12 protein-coding genes and 2 pseudogenes are annotated in these 16,966 nt (G+C 63.7%); 6 read left to right on the forward strand and 8 right to left on the reverse strand.

The features are described from left to right. Positions 1-407: 407 nt before the first annotated feature. From DTA22_RS03555 to DTA22_RS37100, 4 genes and pseudogenes are all read right to left on the reverse strand, one after another. Positions 408-1,460 carry a hypothetical protein gene (locus DTA22_RS03555; protein WP_112298505.1) on the reverse strand — a complete coding sequence of 351 codons (1,053 nt, stop codon included), beginning with the start codon at positions 1,458-1,460 and terminating at the stop codon, positions 408-410. A 316-nt stretch (positions 1,461-1,776) separates the two neighbouring features. After that, positions 1,777-3,198, reverse strand: coding sequence for a glutamine synthetase family protein (locus DTA22_RS03565; RefSeq protein ID WP_112298507.1), 1,422 nt, complete (start codon positions 3,196-3,198; stop codon positions 1,777-1,779). Positions 3,199-3,268: 70 nt separating this feature from the next. Further along, complete coding sequence (locus DTA22_RS36625; protein ID WP_245973489.1) at positions 3,269-3,994, reverse strand: MDR family NADP-dependent oxidoreductase; 726 nt, start codon at positions 3,992-3,994, stop codon at positions 3,269-3,271. 105 nt (positions 3,995-4,099) lie between these two features. Beyond that, positions 4,100-4,414: pseudogene (locus DTA22_RS37100) on the reverse strand (NADP-dependent oxidoreductase); the annotation flags it as partial. 489 nt (positions 4,415-4,903) lie between these two features. Here DTA22_RS37100 and DTA22_RS36190 point away from each other — a divergent pair. From DTA22_RS36190 to DTA22_RS36010, 4 genes are all read left to right on the forward strand, one after another. Then, complete coding sequence (locus DTA22_RS36190) at positions 4,904-5,269, forward strand: IS5 family transposase (protein ID WP_162181273.1); 366 nt, start codon at positions 4,904-4,906, stop codon at positions 5,267-5,269. A 40-nt stretch (positions 5,270-5,309) separates the two neighbouring features. Beyond that, entirely contained in the window at positions 5,310-5,630 is a 321-nt protein-coding gene (locus tag DTA22_RS36195; RefSeq protein WP_342769987.1) for a transposase, read from the forward strand. Positions 5,631-5,898: 268 nt separating this feature from the next. Beyond that, positions 5,899-7,113: an IS110 family RNA-guided transposase gene (locus DTA22_RS03580; protein WP_112298508.1), complete on the forward strand. Its 1,215-nt coding sequence runs from the start codon at positions 5,899-5,901 to the stop codon at positions 7,111-7,113. A 37-nt stretch (positions 7,114-7,150) separates the two neighbouring features. After that, positions 7,151-7,291 (forward strand): IS5/IS1182 family transposase, encoded by a 141-nt coding sequence (locus DTA22_RS36010; RefSeq protein ID WP_073370717.1) that lies wholly within the window; start codon positions 7,151-7,153, stop codon positions 7,289-7,291. 57 nt (positions 7,292-7,348) lie between these two features. On the opposite strand, the pseudogene DTA22_RS03590 reads toward DTA22_RS36010, so the two are convergent. Then, a pseudogene (locus DTA22_RS03590) lies at positions 7,349-7,672 on the reverse strand (protein kinase domain-containing protein); the annotation flags it as partial. Between the two features lie 81 nt (positions 7,673-7,753). On the opposite strand from DTA22_RS03590, the gene DTA22_RS03595 reads away from it, so the two are divergent. Beyond that, positions 7,754-8,317: a Na+/H+ antiporter NhaC family protein gene (locus DTA22_RS03595; RefSeq protein WP_235214274.1), complete on the forward strand. Its 564-nt coding sequence runs from the start codon at positions 7,754-7,756 to the stop codon at positions 8,315-8,317. Positions 8,318-8,458: 141 nt separating this feature from the next. On the opposite strand, the gene DTA22_RS03600 is transcribed toward DTA22_RS03595, so the two are convergent. The 3 genes from DTA22_RS03600 to DTA22_RS03610 all read right to left on the reverse strand — a co-directional run bounded on the left by DTA22_RS03600 (position 8,459) and on the right by DTA22_RS03610 (position 15,413). Beyond that, the gene (locus DTA22_RS03600; protein WP_112298510.1) at positions 8,459-11,722 is read right to left on the reverse strand and encodes a protein kinase domain-containing protein; all 3,264 of its coding nucleotides are present in this window, start codon (positions 11,720-11,722) and stop codon (positions 8,459-8,461) included. Positions 11,723-12,090: 368 nt separating this feature from the next. Further along, positions 12,091-13,620, reverse strand: a complete 1,530-nt coding sequence (locus tag DTA22_RS03605) for an MFS transporter (RefSeq protein WP_112298511.1) — start codon at positions 13,618-13,620, stop codon at positions 12,091-12,093. A 263-nt stretch (positions 13,621-13,883) separates the two neighbouring features. Next, positions 13,884-15,413 (reverse strand): hydantoinase B/oxoprolinase family protein, encoded by a 1,530-nt coding sequence (locus DTA22_RS03610; RefSeq protein ID WP_112298512.1) that lies wholly within the window; start codon positions 15,411-15,413, stop codon positions 13,884-13,886. Here DTA22_RS03610 and DTA22_RS03615 point away from each other — a divergent pair. After that, the gene (locus tag DTA22_RS03615) at positions 15,327-16,673 is read left to right on the forward strand and encodes an MmgE/PrpD family protein (protein ID WP_112298870.1); all 1,347 of its coding nucleotides are present in this window, start codon (positions 15,327-15,329) and stop codon (positions 16,671-16,673) included. The genes DTA22_RS03610 and DTA22_RS03615 overlap by 87 nt on opposite strands. Positions 16,674-16,966 lie beyond the last annotated feature (293 nt).

Below are 16,966 nucleotides of genomic sequence, written 5' to 3' on the forward strand. Positions count from 1 at the left end.
CGGTTGAGAGAAACAGTGTCGCGACCGCAGTGCGATCCACAGCCGTGCGCATGCCCGGCACGTGGAACTCACTGGGAACTATGACCCATATACGACCCGCACGGCCGTTTCCACCGGCTATCGCATGGCGACGAAGTCATCCCACTCGTTGACGAGCGGCCGCGTCACGTCGAGTGGATTGCTCGACTTGCTGGTACGAAGGCACGCACAAGGAGTGCTCGCGCAGGTTACCTCGCATGCTCACTTCGGGATTGCGCCGGTTCGACGTCGTCGACCGTGGCCGACAGGCCTCCGGTTGGTCACCTCTGTTCCTTCCGGCCTCGCTACGTACCCCGCCGCCGGCGCCCCGGCAAGACGGGCTCACGTCGAGTAAGTCTGAATTCCCTCACCGGTCCGACCATTCAGTTTTATTCTGGATCAGGACGAACCACGGGAGAGCGCCCCACCCGCAGGTAGACACTGTCGGGAACGAGAGAGGGGTGCTTATAGACCCACCAGGTGCAAGCGTTCACGCTGCTCCCATCGTTCGGCCAGGTAGGCGGATCGATCACCCGCGTCGGATATCCGAGTCTGTCAATCGGGATGAGCTCATTGAGCAGACAACAATGGACGCAGTACGAACAGATCCCACGCGTGTTCCACGCCCAATCGTGCGGTTCGGTCGTTACGGCAAAATCGTAGGGTGGTCCAGCCAGCGGGCTTCCGTCGGTGATGGACCGATCGACAGATCGACCTCCGGAACCACAAGGCGCGAAACGGAATCCGATTCGGTCTTCCTCCTCGATCAGCTCGATGTCACCCTGCCGGGAGGCACCTGCCAGATGGGCGTGGAAGCCATCCACGATGGCGATCATGAGCTGGTGAGCTGACTCGGACCATGCTTGGTGCGACAGCGAATAGCGGGCGTGGACGGGATACCACTCGTCCATCAGGAAGTTCCACAGATCGCCGAGCGAAGACTCGCCGACCATCCTCACGGCGATGTCGATGAGCCCGGAGAGGCGATCCACGGCGCGGTCGTGGATCCCGAGCCAGATCACTCGCGCGGTTTCGATGGCGTTGACGGCCCCGGAGTCCCTACTTCGACACAATTCAGCCGCACAGTCGACTGCGCGAAAAAACTGAGGCCACTCCGCCGCGATACCGTCCATCGCGGTCTCGCCGATGAGTCCTGTGAGGCGTTCGAGCTCCCGGTCGACATCACGAGATAGGACCCCACGCGACTTGATCCACTCGACGACCGTTGTCGGCCAACGCTCGTAGACGTCGCGCAACTCTTCGGCCTCGAGCACCGAGATCTCGACGAGTGTCGCCGCAGACTCGAATTCTCTGGCCTCGAGCTTCTCGACGGATACGCGAAATGTCCCCTTCGCCAAATCTTCCCACGATCCGATCCGGGCATCTCGCCCCAGTGACGGCTCGAACGCCACCACCTGCGCCGGTGGCTGCACCCTAGTCACGTGGCCACCCGAAGGCCGCCACCTGCGACAGAATGAGGACCCGTGCGGCGTCCTCAGCGATCATCTTCATATTCACCTTAGGTTCTTCAATCCGGACACGACACTTCTCGACAAAGTCAACCCACAAATGGGACACGCCTCCCCCGGATTGGACGGACACGCTGCGCAGCCCTGAGGCCGCGGCGCTCACCGCAGCCTCAGCGCTACCTCGTCACGCACCCAGCACTTGACCGATCCTGGAAGCGCAGCGAACACGATGCCTTCGACCGCAACATCCCATGAGATCAGCGGACATCGCACACACCCGACACCGATCTCACGTCCTTTCGAAGTAGCGTCGCCGCTCCCAATCCGTGACCGCCTGCGTGAGGAACGCACGTTGTTCTCCGCGTCCGACAGTGAGCAGGTGTGAATACACCTCGGGGCCGAGGCCTTCCTTGGCTGCGTCACTGGACGCGAACAGAGCGATCGCCTCGTCGATGGAGGTAGGTAGCTGGGGCAGATCGTCTCGCGTGTAACCGTCACCGTCCACGAGGTCTGGCATCGGCAAGTCTCGCTCGATCCCGTGTACACCCGCGGCTATCGCCCCTGCAATCGCGATGTACGGATTCACGTCAGCGCCGGGGATGCGGTTCTCTACTCTGCGCTGAGGCCCGTCGCCGACTGTGCGAAATGACATGGTCCGGTTGTCGTCGCCGCACGCCACTGTCGTCGGCGCGAAAGAATGCGGCTGAAAGCGCCGGTAGGAATTGATATTGGGTGCATACAGCAGACACATTCTGCGGGACTCACCTACAAGACCTGCCAGGAAACTGTCGAAGATTGGTTGGTCACCCAGCGGTGTATTCCCGTCGAGCGACCACAGGCTGGTATGGATATGACATGAACTACCAACACTTGCAGCATCCCACTTAGCCATAAACGTGGCGGCCCGACCGAGGCGTGCAGCGATCGCCTTTACCCCAAACTTGTAGATGAAGTGCCGGTCGGCCATCTCCAAGGCGTCGGTGTGAGTGAGATTGATCTCTTGCTGCCCCAAGCCGTACTCACTCGACACACCTTCGATCTCGATTCCGGCTTTCCCCATCTGCTCGACGACGGCGTCGATGAAGGGCTCGACGCTTATCGACGCGATAGGGTCATAGGCAGCCTGGTACCGCGACGCAGGTGTGAGCCGCTGATAATTTGCTTCCCAGCTGTCCTCGTAGCCTTCTTCAAACAGAAAGAATTCCAACTCCGAGGCCACCTGCACAGTCGCACCTCTGGCAGCGAGTCGCGCAATCTGGCGTTTCAGGATCTGGCGCGGTGCGATCTCCAGCGTCGAACCGTCGGCGAGGATGGGATCGCAGATGACAAATGCGGTGTCCGGGAGCCACGGCAGGACTCGCAGGGTGCTCAAGTCAGGTATCAGAAGGCAGTCCGGAGCCCCGTTGCTGAGTCCCCCGACCGCCTCGAGGTTCGGGTCGGTGTTCTGCTCGATATCGAGCTGCCAGATCATCAGAGGGATTCTGAACGCCGCGGGATCGTCCACGTGCCTGAGAAATCGTCGCGCCGGCACATACTCGCCCAGGGGCCGCCCGGCGTTGTCTGCCGTGGCCAGAAAGACTTTTGTGATGGTTCCTGAATCGACCGCAGCGGCCAGCTCGGATAGAGACCACACCCCCACCGGACGCCCTGTGGAGTTGTTCCTTGTGGAATTCACGATGCCCACAGCGGGGTCCTCGATCTGAATGGACATGAGTGGCTCCTAGATATGTCGCGGTAATAATGAGTTCTTTTTTTGGAAGTCGTCGGTGACTGCCACCGGGTCAGCGACCGACATGGCTGCGCTCCACCTGTGCGGCCTCGCCATTGGCCGCCGTCGAATTGGGAGACCCCGGGGCCGAGGGAGCTGCGACCTCCAGCAATTGCTTTCCGAAGTTCTTCCCATCAAAGAGTCGGTTGAGAGCGTCCACCGCGTTCTCGATCGTTCCGTGCTGAATGTCGTCCAGCCAAGTAATTTCGCCATTGCGAATCCAGGTGGAGAGTCGTTCGGTGGCTTCGCTGAATCGGTCGGAGAAGTCGGTGACGATGAATCCGTGCATACTCGCGCTACGAACCGTGATCGTGGATAGGTTCTTCGGTCCGTACCGGGTTGCTTCGTTCGAGTATCCACTCGAGATTCCTCCGCACAGAACAACCCTCCCACGCTGAGCGATATTCGCGATCCCCGCCTCGAGGATCGGTCCGGCGACGTTGTCATAGAAGACGTCTACCCCGCGCGGAGCAAGAGTGGCGATCCGCTGCTCGACATCCTCGCTCTTATAATCGATGGTGGCATCGAACTTGGCGACGTCCGTGAGCCATTGCGCTTTGTCTGGACCGCCTGTAATTCCGATTACGGTTGCACCCGCGATTTTCGCGAGTTGCCCCGCAACAGACCCCGTCGCTCCCGCTGCCCCGCTCACCACCACAATGTCCCCCGGCTTGGGACGGCCCAATTCGAGCATCCCGAAGTATGCAGTCAGACCGGTAGTGCCGAGTACACCGGTCACGGCGGTCGGAGCAACTCCTTCCGGAATCGCCCTGGCCGCAGGAAGGTCAGAATCCGCACCATGTATGTGTTCGAGAGACCCGACCGAATGAACCTCAGCACGGGCAAGAACGTACTCCTGCCAACCAAAACTCCCGTGAACCATTGTTCCTACTGGCAAATCGGGCGAGGCGCTCTCGACTACCTCCCCAACACCGTGACCCCTCATCACGTCACCCAAAGAAACGGGAGGGGCGTACGACGGCCCATCATTCATCCAGCCCCGCATAGCCGGATCAAACGCAAGCCAGACCACTCGAACAACCACCTCGCCAGGCCCAGGCGACGGAACCGGCCCATTATCGAGCGTGAAGTCATCTGTGGTCACAGTCCAGGTCGGGCGAGAAGTCAGTAGCATCCGACGATTCAAGATATCTGTCATGAGGGTCACAGTACGAGACTATTGCCCTAAACACTAGTCCTATAGACCCTTTAATCTGAGATTGGCTCCGCTCCAGCCGACCACCTGGTGCTTTTCGAAGCCCAGATGCCCGCCCATCTCCGCCGCTACAAGCCGTGGACCGACGGAGCTGGTATCTGAAGTCAAGTTCGTCGTTCTCAGGTAGGCGTCGGGCGTAGCGTCGAACGCGCTCGCTCCCCAGCGCAAAGAACAGCGCACCCGACCCGCGTTATGGTCAACATTCATCGGCGTAGTGCGAGCGGTTGCGGTCGGCCACTCTGACCGCGAGTCCCTGCATGAGCTTGCGCCAAAGCCAGCGCCGACCACGACATGCCCTGTCGTGCTTGGGCGCAGCCCCGTCAGTACTGCAACGACAGTGCCGCCCCAGTACTAGGGTGTGTCTCCCAATGATTTGTGGTGTTGTGCTGCAGACTCTTCGGTGTGGCAGACGTTGTTGATCGGTTTGAGGTGTTGACGGACAAGCAGTGGGAGTTGCTCGCGCTGCTGTTGCCCAGTTCCGATGGGCTCCGGGGGCGGAAGTTCCGGAACAATCGTGTGGTGGTCGAGGGGATGCTGTATCGACTGCGGACCGGGTTGCCCTGGCGAGATCTCCCGTCGCATTTCGGGCCGTGGAAGACGGTGTGGAAGCGACATCGCCGATACGCCGGAGACGGAACCTGGGATCGGGTGCTGACGGCTCTGGTCGCGATGGCCGACGCCGGCGGGAACCTGGACTGGGCGGTATCGGTCGATTCCACAGTGGTCCGTGTCCATCAGCACGGTGCGAACGCCGCCCGCCACACAGGGGGATCTACCGAATTACACGAACCTGCGTGACGAGCCTGCCGATCACGGCATCGGCCGGTCGAGGGGCGGGTTGACCAGCAAGGCGCACCTGGCGTGCGACGGTCACGGGCGCCCACTGTCGGTGCTGGTCGGCCGCGGCCAAGCCGGTGACAGTCCGATGTTCGCCCACGTGCTGGAGGGCATCTGCGTGCCGCGGCTCGCGGGCGGAGCGCACCGCACGCGCCCCGACGAGGTCCGGGCCGACAAGGCGTACTCATCACGGGCAAACCGGGAACTGCTGCGAAGCAGAGGCATCAAGGCGGTGATCCCCGAGAAGACCGATCAGGCAGCGAACCGGGTGAACAAGGGCCGCGCGGGCGGGCGGCCACCGAACTTCGACCCGGAGTCCTAATGGGAGTCGATCAGCGAGCCTTCGACAGGAAACGGATCACGAGGGGGAAGCTGATCACCGAGCCGCCGGCCGGTGAGCACTGCGAGAGCCTGGAGAGAGGGTCGATTCAGATTCCTGATTGTAGAGCGTGCCCCGGCCGGTCGGTGAGGTCGCCTGTAGCGCTGATGGGATGTCGTGCCAACCTCGAGCACTGGTCCATTAGGTAGCCGCCGGGTGTCCTTGGGCTCGAAATTGATTGAGCGAGAACCGAAGGAAGGGGCGGTGATCGATGATCTTCGTCGGCGACGATTGGGCCGAACAGCATCACGATGTGTATCTGATGGACGAGGCCGGGCGGAGGTTGGCATCTCGGCGGCTGCCGGAAGGGCTGGCCGGCATCCGGCAGCTCCATGAACTGGTAGCCGAGCACGCCGAAGAACCAGGTCAGGTCGTGGTCGGCATCGAAACCGACCGCGGCCTGTGGGTGCAGGCGCTGACCACCGCCGGCTATCAGGTGTACGCGGTCAACCCGCTCGCGGTCGCGCGCTACCGCGACCGTCACCACGTCTCGGGCGCGAAGTCCGACGCCGGTGACGCCAAGCTGCTCGCGGACCTGGTGCGCACCGACCGGCACAATCATCGCCCGATCGCCGGAGATAGCGCGGACGTGGAGGCGATCAAGGTCCTCGCCCGCGGACACCAGAATCTGATCTGGGCTCGCACCCGGCAGACCAATGCGCTGCGGTCGGCGTTGCGCGAGTACTACCCGGCCGCGTTGGAGGTGTTCGACGACCTGCACGACCGCGACGCGCTCGCCGTGCTCGGGCGGGCCTCGACTCCCGCCGAGGCCGCGCACCTGACCCTGCCGGCGATCCGATCCGCCCTCAAAAAGGCTGGTCGGCAACGCAATATCGACACCCGGGCCCGCGAAATCCAGGCCGGTCTGCGGGTCGAGCACCTCACCGCACCGGCGCCGGTCGTCGCCGCGTTCGCCGCCACCACCCGCGCCGCCGTCGGCCTCATCGCCGAGTTGAACCGGCAGATCACCGAACTCGAGGCCGACCTGGCAATACATTTTGAAGCACACCCGGACGCCGACATCTACCGCTCCCTGCCAGGACTTGGTGTCATACTCGGCGCCCGGGTGCTCGGTGAGTTCGGGGACGACCCCGACCGTTACACCGATACCAAGTCTCGCAGAAACTACGCCGGCACCTCCCCGCTAACTGTCGCGTCCGGCAAGAAACGCGCGGTGCTCGCCCGCCACGTCCGCAACCGGCGTCTCTACGATGCCATCGACCAATGGGTATTCTGCGCACTCTCGTCCAGCCCCGGCGCCCGCGAGTTCTACGACCAGCGACGCGACGCCGGCGACCTGCACCATCAAGCTCTCCGCGCCCTGGGCAATCGCCTCGTCGGCGTCCTCCACGGCTGCCTCCGCCACCGCACCCACTACGACGAACACATCGCCTGGGACCACCGCCGCACCACCCAAGCTGCTTGACGACTTGCGCCCCTGGGATGTCTACAAGGGGCGCAACGTGGTCGAACGGGCCTTCAACAAGGCGAAACAGTGGCGTGCGGTGGCCACTCGCTACGACAAACTCGCCCTCACCTACCGCGCCGGATTCCTGCTCGCCGGCATCGTCGAGTGGCTCAAGTTATTGGGAGACATGCCCTAGTGCTCGGCCACTGACCTCTGTGCCGGGTTCAAAGCGGAGGGCCATTTCGTCTACCTAGAAGCCGTGACCGCGTTGCAGGGTTCGCAGCTGTTCCCCGAAGTCGGCGGCGGTGGCCGGTCGCTGATCGGGCTCACGGGACATCGCCCGGGCGATTGTGTCGGCCACGTCGTCGGGGATCCCGTGCTCGCGCAGGTCGGGCACCTCCTGCGTGGTGATCCGCAGGAATTGGGCGACCACCTGCTCACCGCTGCGGCGCTCGAACGCGGCATGCCCGGTCAACGCACTGAACAGGGTCGCGCCCAGGCCGTAGACGGCGCGAACGCCGGCCAGCACGCCACCTCCGCCCGGCCCGGCGCCGGTCCGATGGTGGTAACCACCGGAGCACCGCAACCGACACCTGATCGGCTCGAGGAAGTCGAATCCACCGGATTCACCCCTCTCCGTGTTCTGACACTACTCGGCATGGTCGCCCTGCTCATCGGATCGGCCGTGTTCCAGATCGACGTCGGCGTGTGTTCGATGGTCATCGCGGCCATCCTCCTCGTGCTCGCCCCCCACAAGCACAAGCCCGCCGTCAACAACGTCACCTGGTCCGCCGTCCTGCTCGTCTGCGGAATGCTGACCTACATGAGCGTGCTCAAAGCGAACGGCACCCTCGAATTCCTCGGCGACGCCGCCGCCTCCCTCGGATCCCCACTGCTGACCGCCCTGATTCTCTGCTACGCCGTCGCCGCCGTCTCCGCAGTCGGCTCCTCCATCGGCACCCTCGGCATCGTCCTACCCCTCGCCGCACCGCTGCTGATGATGGGAGAAGTTGGCCTCATCGGATTCGTCGCCGCCGTATCGTTCTCCGCCGTCATCGTCGACGTCAGCCCCCTGTCGAGCAACGGTGTCATGGTCCTGGCCAACGCCCAAGTGCCCGACCGGGACAAGTTCCAACGCGCCCTCTTCAAGTACACCGGATACATCGTCCTCGTCGCGCCGATCCTCGCCTGGCTCTTCGTCGTACTCCCCACCTCGATGTAGTTCGATCCTTGACGACGCCCAGCAGCGAAGCGCCGGTCGCCCACACGTGGGTCCACCGGCGCTTCTCCAATACTGCCTGTCGCGCTTGCCGAAACATCAACCGGCTTGTCCCTGAACAAGTTTCCCGATCCTGCAGATGCACTAATAATCGTGACGCCGTTCGATGACCCAGGCAGCGACCTGAGCTCGCGAGGTGAATCCCAGTTTGGCCAGGATGTGCTCGACATGGCCTTGTGCGGTTCGCGGTGAGATGACCAGCCGAGCAGCGATTGACTGATTCGTCAGGCCTTCGGCGACGAGATCGGCGACCTGTTCTTCCCGCTTGGTCAATGGCGTCGATGTTTCGACGGCACGGCTAGCGCTGCCTGAGGTTTTTTCGTGAAGCGCGTAGGCGATTGCCTGGTCGAAGCTGAGGTGCTCGCCCTTGCGATAAGCCTCGGTGAAGGTATCGTTCCCGAGCCTCTGGCGCGTCCAATTGACGCAATCATCTTGGTATCGCAGCAAGTTCGGATGCACGATCGCCGGGCTTCCTATCGATCGCGCCAGCTCTTCCGCGGCTCCCAGCAGTACTGCGCTTCGATGAGCGTCGCGCTGTTCGCCTGCGATCCAGGCCAGCGCCTCCAGGCATGTCGTGGCTAGGCGAGGGCTGTGCACGGTCCGGGCCAACTTCAGCGCCTCGTCGAAGTGCCGTACTGCTCGTTCGGTGTCACCCTGCCGCCAAACAGCAATTCCCAGGGCCCACAGAGAATACGACCGGTACATCTTCTCGCCGCTCGCTTCTGTGGTCTCCAGCGCGCGCTCGAGGCATTCGACAGCTTTGTCTGTCAAGCCTGCCAATGCGTAGGCCAAACCTAACGGGTAGGGGATACTGGTTTCGGGCGTACGTTCGTTGTGTTCGCGGACTTGCGCGAGGGCGGTTTCGAGGTGGGGATACGCATCCTCAGGTTGCCCGCTGTAGAGGGCGAGCATGCCGTCGGCGTAGGACACAACCGCGAGCATCATGGGGTCGCTGGTGTCCGCGGTGAGCGTGTGTATCTCCTCGACGAGTGCAGCCCCGGCATGCAGGTCGCCCTGCATGCTCGCCATCACGCTGGCGCTGTAGAGCGCTTTGATTTGTGCAGGTGTCGGCGGACCGCGGTAGCCGGCGAGTAGGCGGCGGAACCAGCGTCGACCTTCGTCGTAGAGGCCTTGGGAGGTCCAGAACGGTCGGAGTGCGACGGCGGTGCTCAGACCGGCGTCGGGGTCCTCGTCGTCGACGCAGAACTCGAGCGCCGTGCGGATGTTCGGTAGTTCGCGCTTAAGGCGGGCGATCCACTCGAGCTGGTGTGAGCTGATCCACTCCGCCTCCGCCTCGAGCGCTAAGGCCTCGTACCAGTCCCGGTGCAGTCGGCGTAGGGCCGTCTTCTCGTCGGTCTGCTCGAGTTTCGAGTTCCCGTAGTCGCGCAGGGTTTCGAGCAAGCGGAACCGCACACCCGACTCGTATTCCTCTCGGATCAGGATCGACTTGTCCACCAACGAGGTCACTGCGTCCAGGATCTCTTCCGATGTCAGGTCCGTCCCGCACACCTGCTCGGCAGCCTCCAGCTCGAAGCTACTGGCGAACACCGACAGGCGTCCCCACACCATTTGGTCGTGGGCGGTGCACAACTCGTAGCTCCAGTCGATACACCAGCGCAGGGTCTGTTGCCGTGTCGGCGCGCCTCTACGGCCATGGGTGAGCAGGGTGTAGCGGTCAGTCAGTCGCTGCAGGATCTGCTCGGTCGACATCGCCCGCAGCCGAGCCGCAGCCAACTCGATCGGCAAGGGCAGACCGTCGAGCCGGTGACAGATTCCTGTCACTGCACGCGCGTTGTTTTCGGTGAGCGCGAACCCGGGAACGGCGACGGCGGCCCGTTCGGTGAAAAGCGTCACTGCATCGTATGCGGGCAATCCCCGAAGCGAGGGTGGACGCTCGGGATCCGGCAAAGCCAAAGGCGGCACCCGCAACACCGCCTCTCCGCCGATGACCAGGGGCTCGCGGCTGGTGGCGAGCACCCGCAACCCCGGACAGGTCTGCAACAAGGTCTCGACCAGCTCCGCGGCTGCGCCCACGATGTGCTCACAGTTGTCGAGGACGAGCAAGAGCTCGCGGTTCCCGATGTACTCCAGCAAAACCTCACGCAACGGCCGTGCCGAGTGGTGCTGAATCCTCAGGGTCCCGGCCACCGCGTCCACCAGCAACGACTCGTCGCGCAGGTCCCCCAGCTCCACCAGCCACACCCCGTCGGGATACTTGCGCCCTACGCTCGCGGCGGCCCGTAACGCCAGGCGCGTCTTGCCGACACCTCCGATTCCGGTCAAGGTCACCAGTCGGGACTGCGCCAGCAGATTCCTCGCCTCGGTGAGCTCATGCCGGCGGCCGACGAAACTGGTCAACTCCAGTGGAAGATTCCCCGTCGGTGAGGCGCCGGATGCACGACGTCCACCACCGACTGGCGCCCCTCCTCGGCCGCCCTGCGTCTCGGGTGTGGCGTGTAACGCCATCTCGTCGACCAGGATGTCGTGGTCCCTTTGAAGTTGTTGCAGTTGCTCACCGAAGTTGGACGCGGTCGCCGGACGTTGATCGGGGGTGCGGGACATTGCGCGGGAAATCACCGCGGACACGTCATCAGGGATCCCGTGCTCGGTCAGTTCGGGAACCGGTTGGGTGGTGATCCGCAGAAATTGGGCGACGACCTGCTCACCGCTACGGCGTTCGAACGCAGCGTGACCGGTGAGAGCACTGAACAAGGTGGCGCCGAGCGAATAGACGTCGGAGGCCGGGCTCGGCGGTTTCCCCGCGAGCACCTCCGGCGCGGTATACGCCGGCGACCCGGTGATAGCACCGGTGGCGGTCTCGAAGCCACCGGCGACGTGCGCAATGCCGAAATCGGCCAGTTGAGGCTCGCCGTAGTCGGTGATCAGAATGTTCGCGGGCTTGACGTCACGGTGGAGGATGCCGCGTCGATGCGCGGTCTCGATCGCGCCCGCCATCTTCACCCCGAGCCGCAACGCTTCGCTTAATGGCAACGCACCTTGCTCGCGGATCCGCACATCGAGCGAACCCTGCGAATGGTAGGGCATCACGATGAACGGAAGCCCGCTGTCGGTGGCGCCGACCTGCAGAATGTGGACGATGTTCGGATGCCCGGTCAGCCGCCCCATCGCCCGCTGTTCGCGAAAGAATCGCGTCCGGCTCTCCTCGTCGAGTTCGACAGTCAGAACCTTCACGGCGACTGTGCGATCCAATTCGCTCTGGGTGCAGCGGTAGACGACACCGAATCCGCCTCGGCCGATTTCCTCAGCGTTATCGAAGCCGACTCCCATCAGCTCGGCAGCCGGGCACACCGGAGACCGCTGTGTGTCGAGCGGATCACCTGCACCCATCGGAACGGTCTACTCACTCCGCCGGCTCGTAGTTGTCGTGCGCTGGTCCCGACGGCACGACCAGTGCAAATTGATCTGTACTCCCCTATCGATGATGCGTCCAGGATATCGCTGCCACCAGTTGTCGCGACCACCGCCGCGGGCGGCCTGACCGGTTTCGCGGAGGGCGGGCCTGCCCCGGATTTCGCCAGGGCCTGCCCACCGACTGCGCCTCTGCCTTGCTATGGTCGGGCCTGCGGGCCGTGGTCGGGCTCTGTCCGCGCCGTAACAGACCGGAAGGTTTCACTCCCGAGAGTCCCGTATTCGATCCGGCCGCTTTTCGAGATTCACCCCTTCCGATCTGTGCGGAGCGCGACCGACGGAGTCGTTCAGTCCGTGCCCCGCTGGGGTCCGCCGAGATCTCTCGCCCGTCCCCGCCTGGCATCGAGTGCGTCGCTGTGATGTTGTGGCGTCGCTGGTGCCGCGGCGCGTTCAAGCGTTCGTGGTTCGCTTGCAGCAGAGCTATTTGCGACACCTGATTGTTGGTGCCCGTCGATATCGTCGAGGTTGCGGTTGCGTGTGTTCGCTCCGAAGGCGCCGATGATCAGCCCGGCAAGTGTGGAGAACAAGGCAGCTACTCCGAAAGCGCCGGCGAAGCCCAGCACGGTGACGACTGCCGCCGTGATGAAGCCACTGGCGATGCCCGCGGCACGGCCGACGCCGTTGGCGAGGCCCGCCCCGGATCCGCGCAGGGCAGTCGGGAAGTTCTCGGGCAGGTAGGCGTACAGCACCTGGAAGGTCGTCACGAAGAACAGTTGGGTCAAGAAGCCCGAAACAACCAGGGCTGCGTAGTTGTGGGTGTAGGCGAAGGCAGTCACTGCTGCTGCGGCGAGCATGCACAGGACCATGCAGGTCCGCTTCCGCTCCCATCGATCGGTGATCGGCAACGCGAGAAGCGTTGCTGCCAGTGGCGATGCGGACAGGACGGTGGTCACGGTCAGCGCAGCGGAAATGGACAACCCGCGATCGACCAGCAAGGTTGGTACCCAGTTGTTGAAACCGTAGTAGCCCAGGAGGAAGAAGGTCATCGCGACGCAGAGCACCACCGTACGGCGCCGGTATCGGGCGGTGAACAAGTTGCTCATCGGTTGCGGTGTGGTGGGAGCGGCAGGAGCGGGTGCCGGCAGCGGGGAACCGGTACGTGCTATCACCTGCTGTTCGAGCGTTGTCACGAGTTGGGCGGCGCGGGCGGTCTTGCCGTTGGTTTCGTCCCAGCGCACGGATTCCGGCAGCAGTTTCGGGACAAAGACCACTGCGAGGAGTCCGATGCCACCGAGCACGAACACCCAACGCCAGGTCTCTGGTCCGGCGGGGACGATGATGCGGGCGGCGAGTGCCATGGGGGGCATGCCGAGGGAGCCCAGGCCGATGACGAGGGAGATGTACCGGCCGCGGGACACGCGGGGAAACGTTTCGGTGACGTAGACGAGGACGACACCGACAACGGCTTGCAGGCCTGCGCCCGTCAGGGTGCGAAGGACGGCGAACACCTCGTAGTTGGGTGATAGTGCGGACAGGATGGAGGCGACCGAGAAGACCACCGTCCCCGCAATCAGGGTGGGCCGGCGACCGAATTTGTCGGACAGTCTGCCGCCGAGTACAGCGCCGATCGCCATTCCCGCGAAGGTGCATGAGGTCACGGCGCCAATTTGTGTGGTCGACAGCTGCCACGTTTCACGCATAGCGGGCATCGCGTAGGACAGGCTGAATATGTCGGCCCAGTCGCATGCGTAGATAAAGCTGAGAAGTGCTATCCATACTCGGTGAGAGCGGGTGATTCTGGGTAGGCGCTCGAGCCGGGCGGACGGAGATACAGAATGCGTGGTCGGGGAGCTGCTCGGGGGGTCGACGATGTCCATGTGGGCTCTCCTAGAGGAGACAGGCTGGGGTTGGGGAGTTGCGAACTGGGCTGGCTTTGGGGCCAGTGAGGCGTTGACGGGAAGGACTAAAGCCGCCCACCTCCTTGAACGACGCCGCTGACGGGCACCCAGTTCAGTTGCTGCGGGTACACCTGCTATTCGTGTGGTGTCTAGTTGCTGGGGCCCGCGACTGTGCGAAAGCCGTGCGGTCGGTGCCTGGATCACACGAGCGCCTACCGCACCAGCGAGTGCGTCGGTTTGGCCTAGGTCAGCTGGGGATAGTGAGTGTGGATGTATTTCTTGCTGATTCGTTCGTCATCGAGATCCCTCGTGACAAGGGCTGGGTCTCGGTCGCAGCCGTTTCCGATGCCCCCGCCGCCGGCTGTCTCGCGTAGGAATTCGTCGCCTGCCTCGAGTGAGACGAGGGTTTTCGACGGGAGGACTCGTTCGTGTTCGGTTCCGGGGTTGAGTACGAACCGGCAGGGTTGGCCGTCGGCGCCATCGTCTACTCCGCTGGGTCCGGAGGTCACCTGGTCGCCGCGGATCATCAGCTCTCCTCCGAGTTCGCGGAGCCGGAAGCCGCGCCGTAGACCCAGACCGCCTTGGAATCGACCGGCGCCGCAGGAGTCGGGTCTGAACTCGAAGCAGGTGAATTCGATCGGGAACTCGGCCTCGAGCGCTTCGATCGGGGCATTCATGCAGTTGGAGATGTGCACGTCGGTGCCATCGATTCCGTCGTCCTCGGGTCGCGCGCCCAGGGCGCCGGGCATGACCTCGAAGAAGATGGGGGCGTGACCGGCGCGGCGATCGAACTGCAGGCTCATCGTCATGTTTCCGCAGCTGCCGGCCGTGTAGCGGTCGGGTGTGAAGGTAGCACATGCTCGTAGTAGGGCATCGACAACGCGGTAGCACGTCTGCATTCGGCCGCCGCACGCGGTCGGCGAGGTCGGATTGACGATGGTTCCGGACGGCGCGACGATTCGCACCGCACTGTTCAGTCCGTCGTTGGCCGGGAGGTCCGGTCCGAACACCGATCGGATGACGTACAACACGGATGCGGTGGTTGCGCTGAGGACTGAGTTGATCGGGCCGTCGGTTTGGGGAGAGCTGCCGGTGAAGTCCACGACCAGCCCATCGCCAGTGATCTCGACTGAGACCTTGACGGTGAGGGGACCGTTGCCGAGGCCGTCGTCTTCGACGAAGTCCTCGCCGGTGCCACATGCGTCGGGCAGATCAGCCATCCTCTTCCGGAATTCCGTTTCCGTGGCCTCGATCGACCGATCCATGGCGGTCAACACATTCCGGGTGCCGTGTTCTTGTGCGATTCCGTGAACTCGGGACACGCCGAGCATATTCGCCGACAACTGGGCCTGCAGGTCACCGAAGGTGACTTCCGGCAGGCGCACGTTCGCTGCGAGGATGCTGGCGAACGTTTCGTCGATTACTCCATTCCGATACGCGATGATCGGGGGGATACGCAGGCCCTCCTGGAAAATGTTCCGGTTATCTCCGGCCACGCTACCGGCGACGCGTCCGCCGACATCGATGTGGTGCGCCACCGAGCCCACGTATCCGACGACGTCGTCGTCGACCACGACCGGACTGAACAGCAGGATATCGGGAGTGTGTTGAGCGCCGCTGTAGGGGTCGTTGACGAGAACCGCGTCGCCGGCCGCCAATCGACCCTCGAAGATGCGGAGAGTTCGATGCCCACCACCACTTCCGACGTCGTCACATGGCTCTGTGAAGCCGCACCCCGGCTCGAAGCCGCCGATACCTTCGCCAGCGCGCACCTGTCGCTGGTGGACTTTGTCGGCTGCTCGATCTCGGGCTCGGACCACCCTGCTGCGCGCGTCGTCACCGATATCTGCGGCATCTCCGGTGAAGTTCCGGCGCTCGGCCACTCGACGACGAGGCTGCACCCTGCATCCGCCGCATATGTGCACGCCCTGCAAGCCCACGCGTTTGAACTCGACGACGGCGACTGGGAGACCTGGGGCCACCTCGGCGCACCCACCATCGCGGCGGGACTGTCCGCCGGATGGCGGAGCAACGCCACCGTGGGCGAGCTGACCGATGCAGTCGCGACCGCGCTGATCCTGGGAATGTCCCTCGGGCGCCGGGTCAATCCCGGTCACTATCAGCAAGGCTTCTGTACCACCGGCACCATTGGTGCACTCACTGCCGCGGCTGCAGCGGCGCGACTGCTCCGGCTGGACGAGGCCGCCACTGCGCATGCTCTGGACTTTGCGGTTGCGCAGGCAGCAGGGGTGCGCCAATTCGCAGTGGACGGCAGTGCCTCGTGCTTGATCATCCCTGCGAATGCCGCGCGCGTCGGCTACGAGGCAGCCGTGCTGGCCGGGGCAGGCCTCGCCGGTGGCCTCGAGGCGTTCGATGGTCAGTTGGGCTTTCTGCGCGTTCTCGGAGGAGTATCGGCGTCGGATTTGCGCCTACCCGCATACGCCGAACACCGGCCCTCTCAGATCTACTACAAGCCACACAGCTGCTGCGGTAACGCCCTCGGCCCGTTACATGGTTTCGTCGAGGGTTGGCAGCGACTCGACCACGCGCCGCTTCGCCGCATCGCGTTCGAGCTTCCGCGCGAGGTTGCACGTAATGTGAATCATCCCTCGCCGGACAGCGAACTCGAGCGTCACCTCAGTCTGCAACTCGCGGTGGCGATGTATCTAGCGCGCGGCGCGATCGCGGCGCGCGATCTGATCGAGGTCTCGATAACGGACGAACTCGAGCAAGCCATGGCGATGGTCCATGTCACCGTCGTCGCCGCCGAGGATGTACAGGAGTTGAGAGCCGGAGAGATGGGCTTCCTTATTCGTTCCGCTGCGGACGGTCGCGAAATCCGCTGTCCTGTAGGTGAAGTTGGCCCAGCAATGGGCGAGACTGAGATCGATGAGAAGTTCCGATCACTCGTGGGTTCGTCAATGGGCGAACACGGTGCCACACGACTGCGTGCGATGTTGGGTGATTGGTCGAGTCCGGTGCGCGACGTGCTGTTAACCGGCCGCCCACCTCTGCCGACGTCGTGGCCGTGAGGAGTCGAACCCGGTCAGCGCGATAGGTCAGCGAAAGAGCAGCCTGAGCCGAGTCCAGTGAGCAGTGGTAGAAGATCTGTGCGGCCACTCACTGCCGCACCGGCCTCGATGAGGCCGCCAGGCGCGTGCGCCTACTGGTGCGCAACGGTTGAATTCGCGTCTCCTCCTGGCCGCCGTCCCGATTGCGATCGATCCCCGTCGTCGCGAGACGAGAGTGGACCGGCTCGGGGAGCGAGTGCGGCCGTGCGGTGGATCATGAGGATCCATTTGCGTGTTTCGACCACGCCGTTGGG

Origin of the sequence: Rhodococcus wratislaviensis (assembly GCF_900455735.1) — a bacterium.
GTDB classification, from domain to species: Bacteria; Actinomycetota; Actinomycetes; order Mycobacteriales; family Mycobacteriaceae; genus Rhodococcus_F; species Rhodococcus_F wratislaviensis.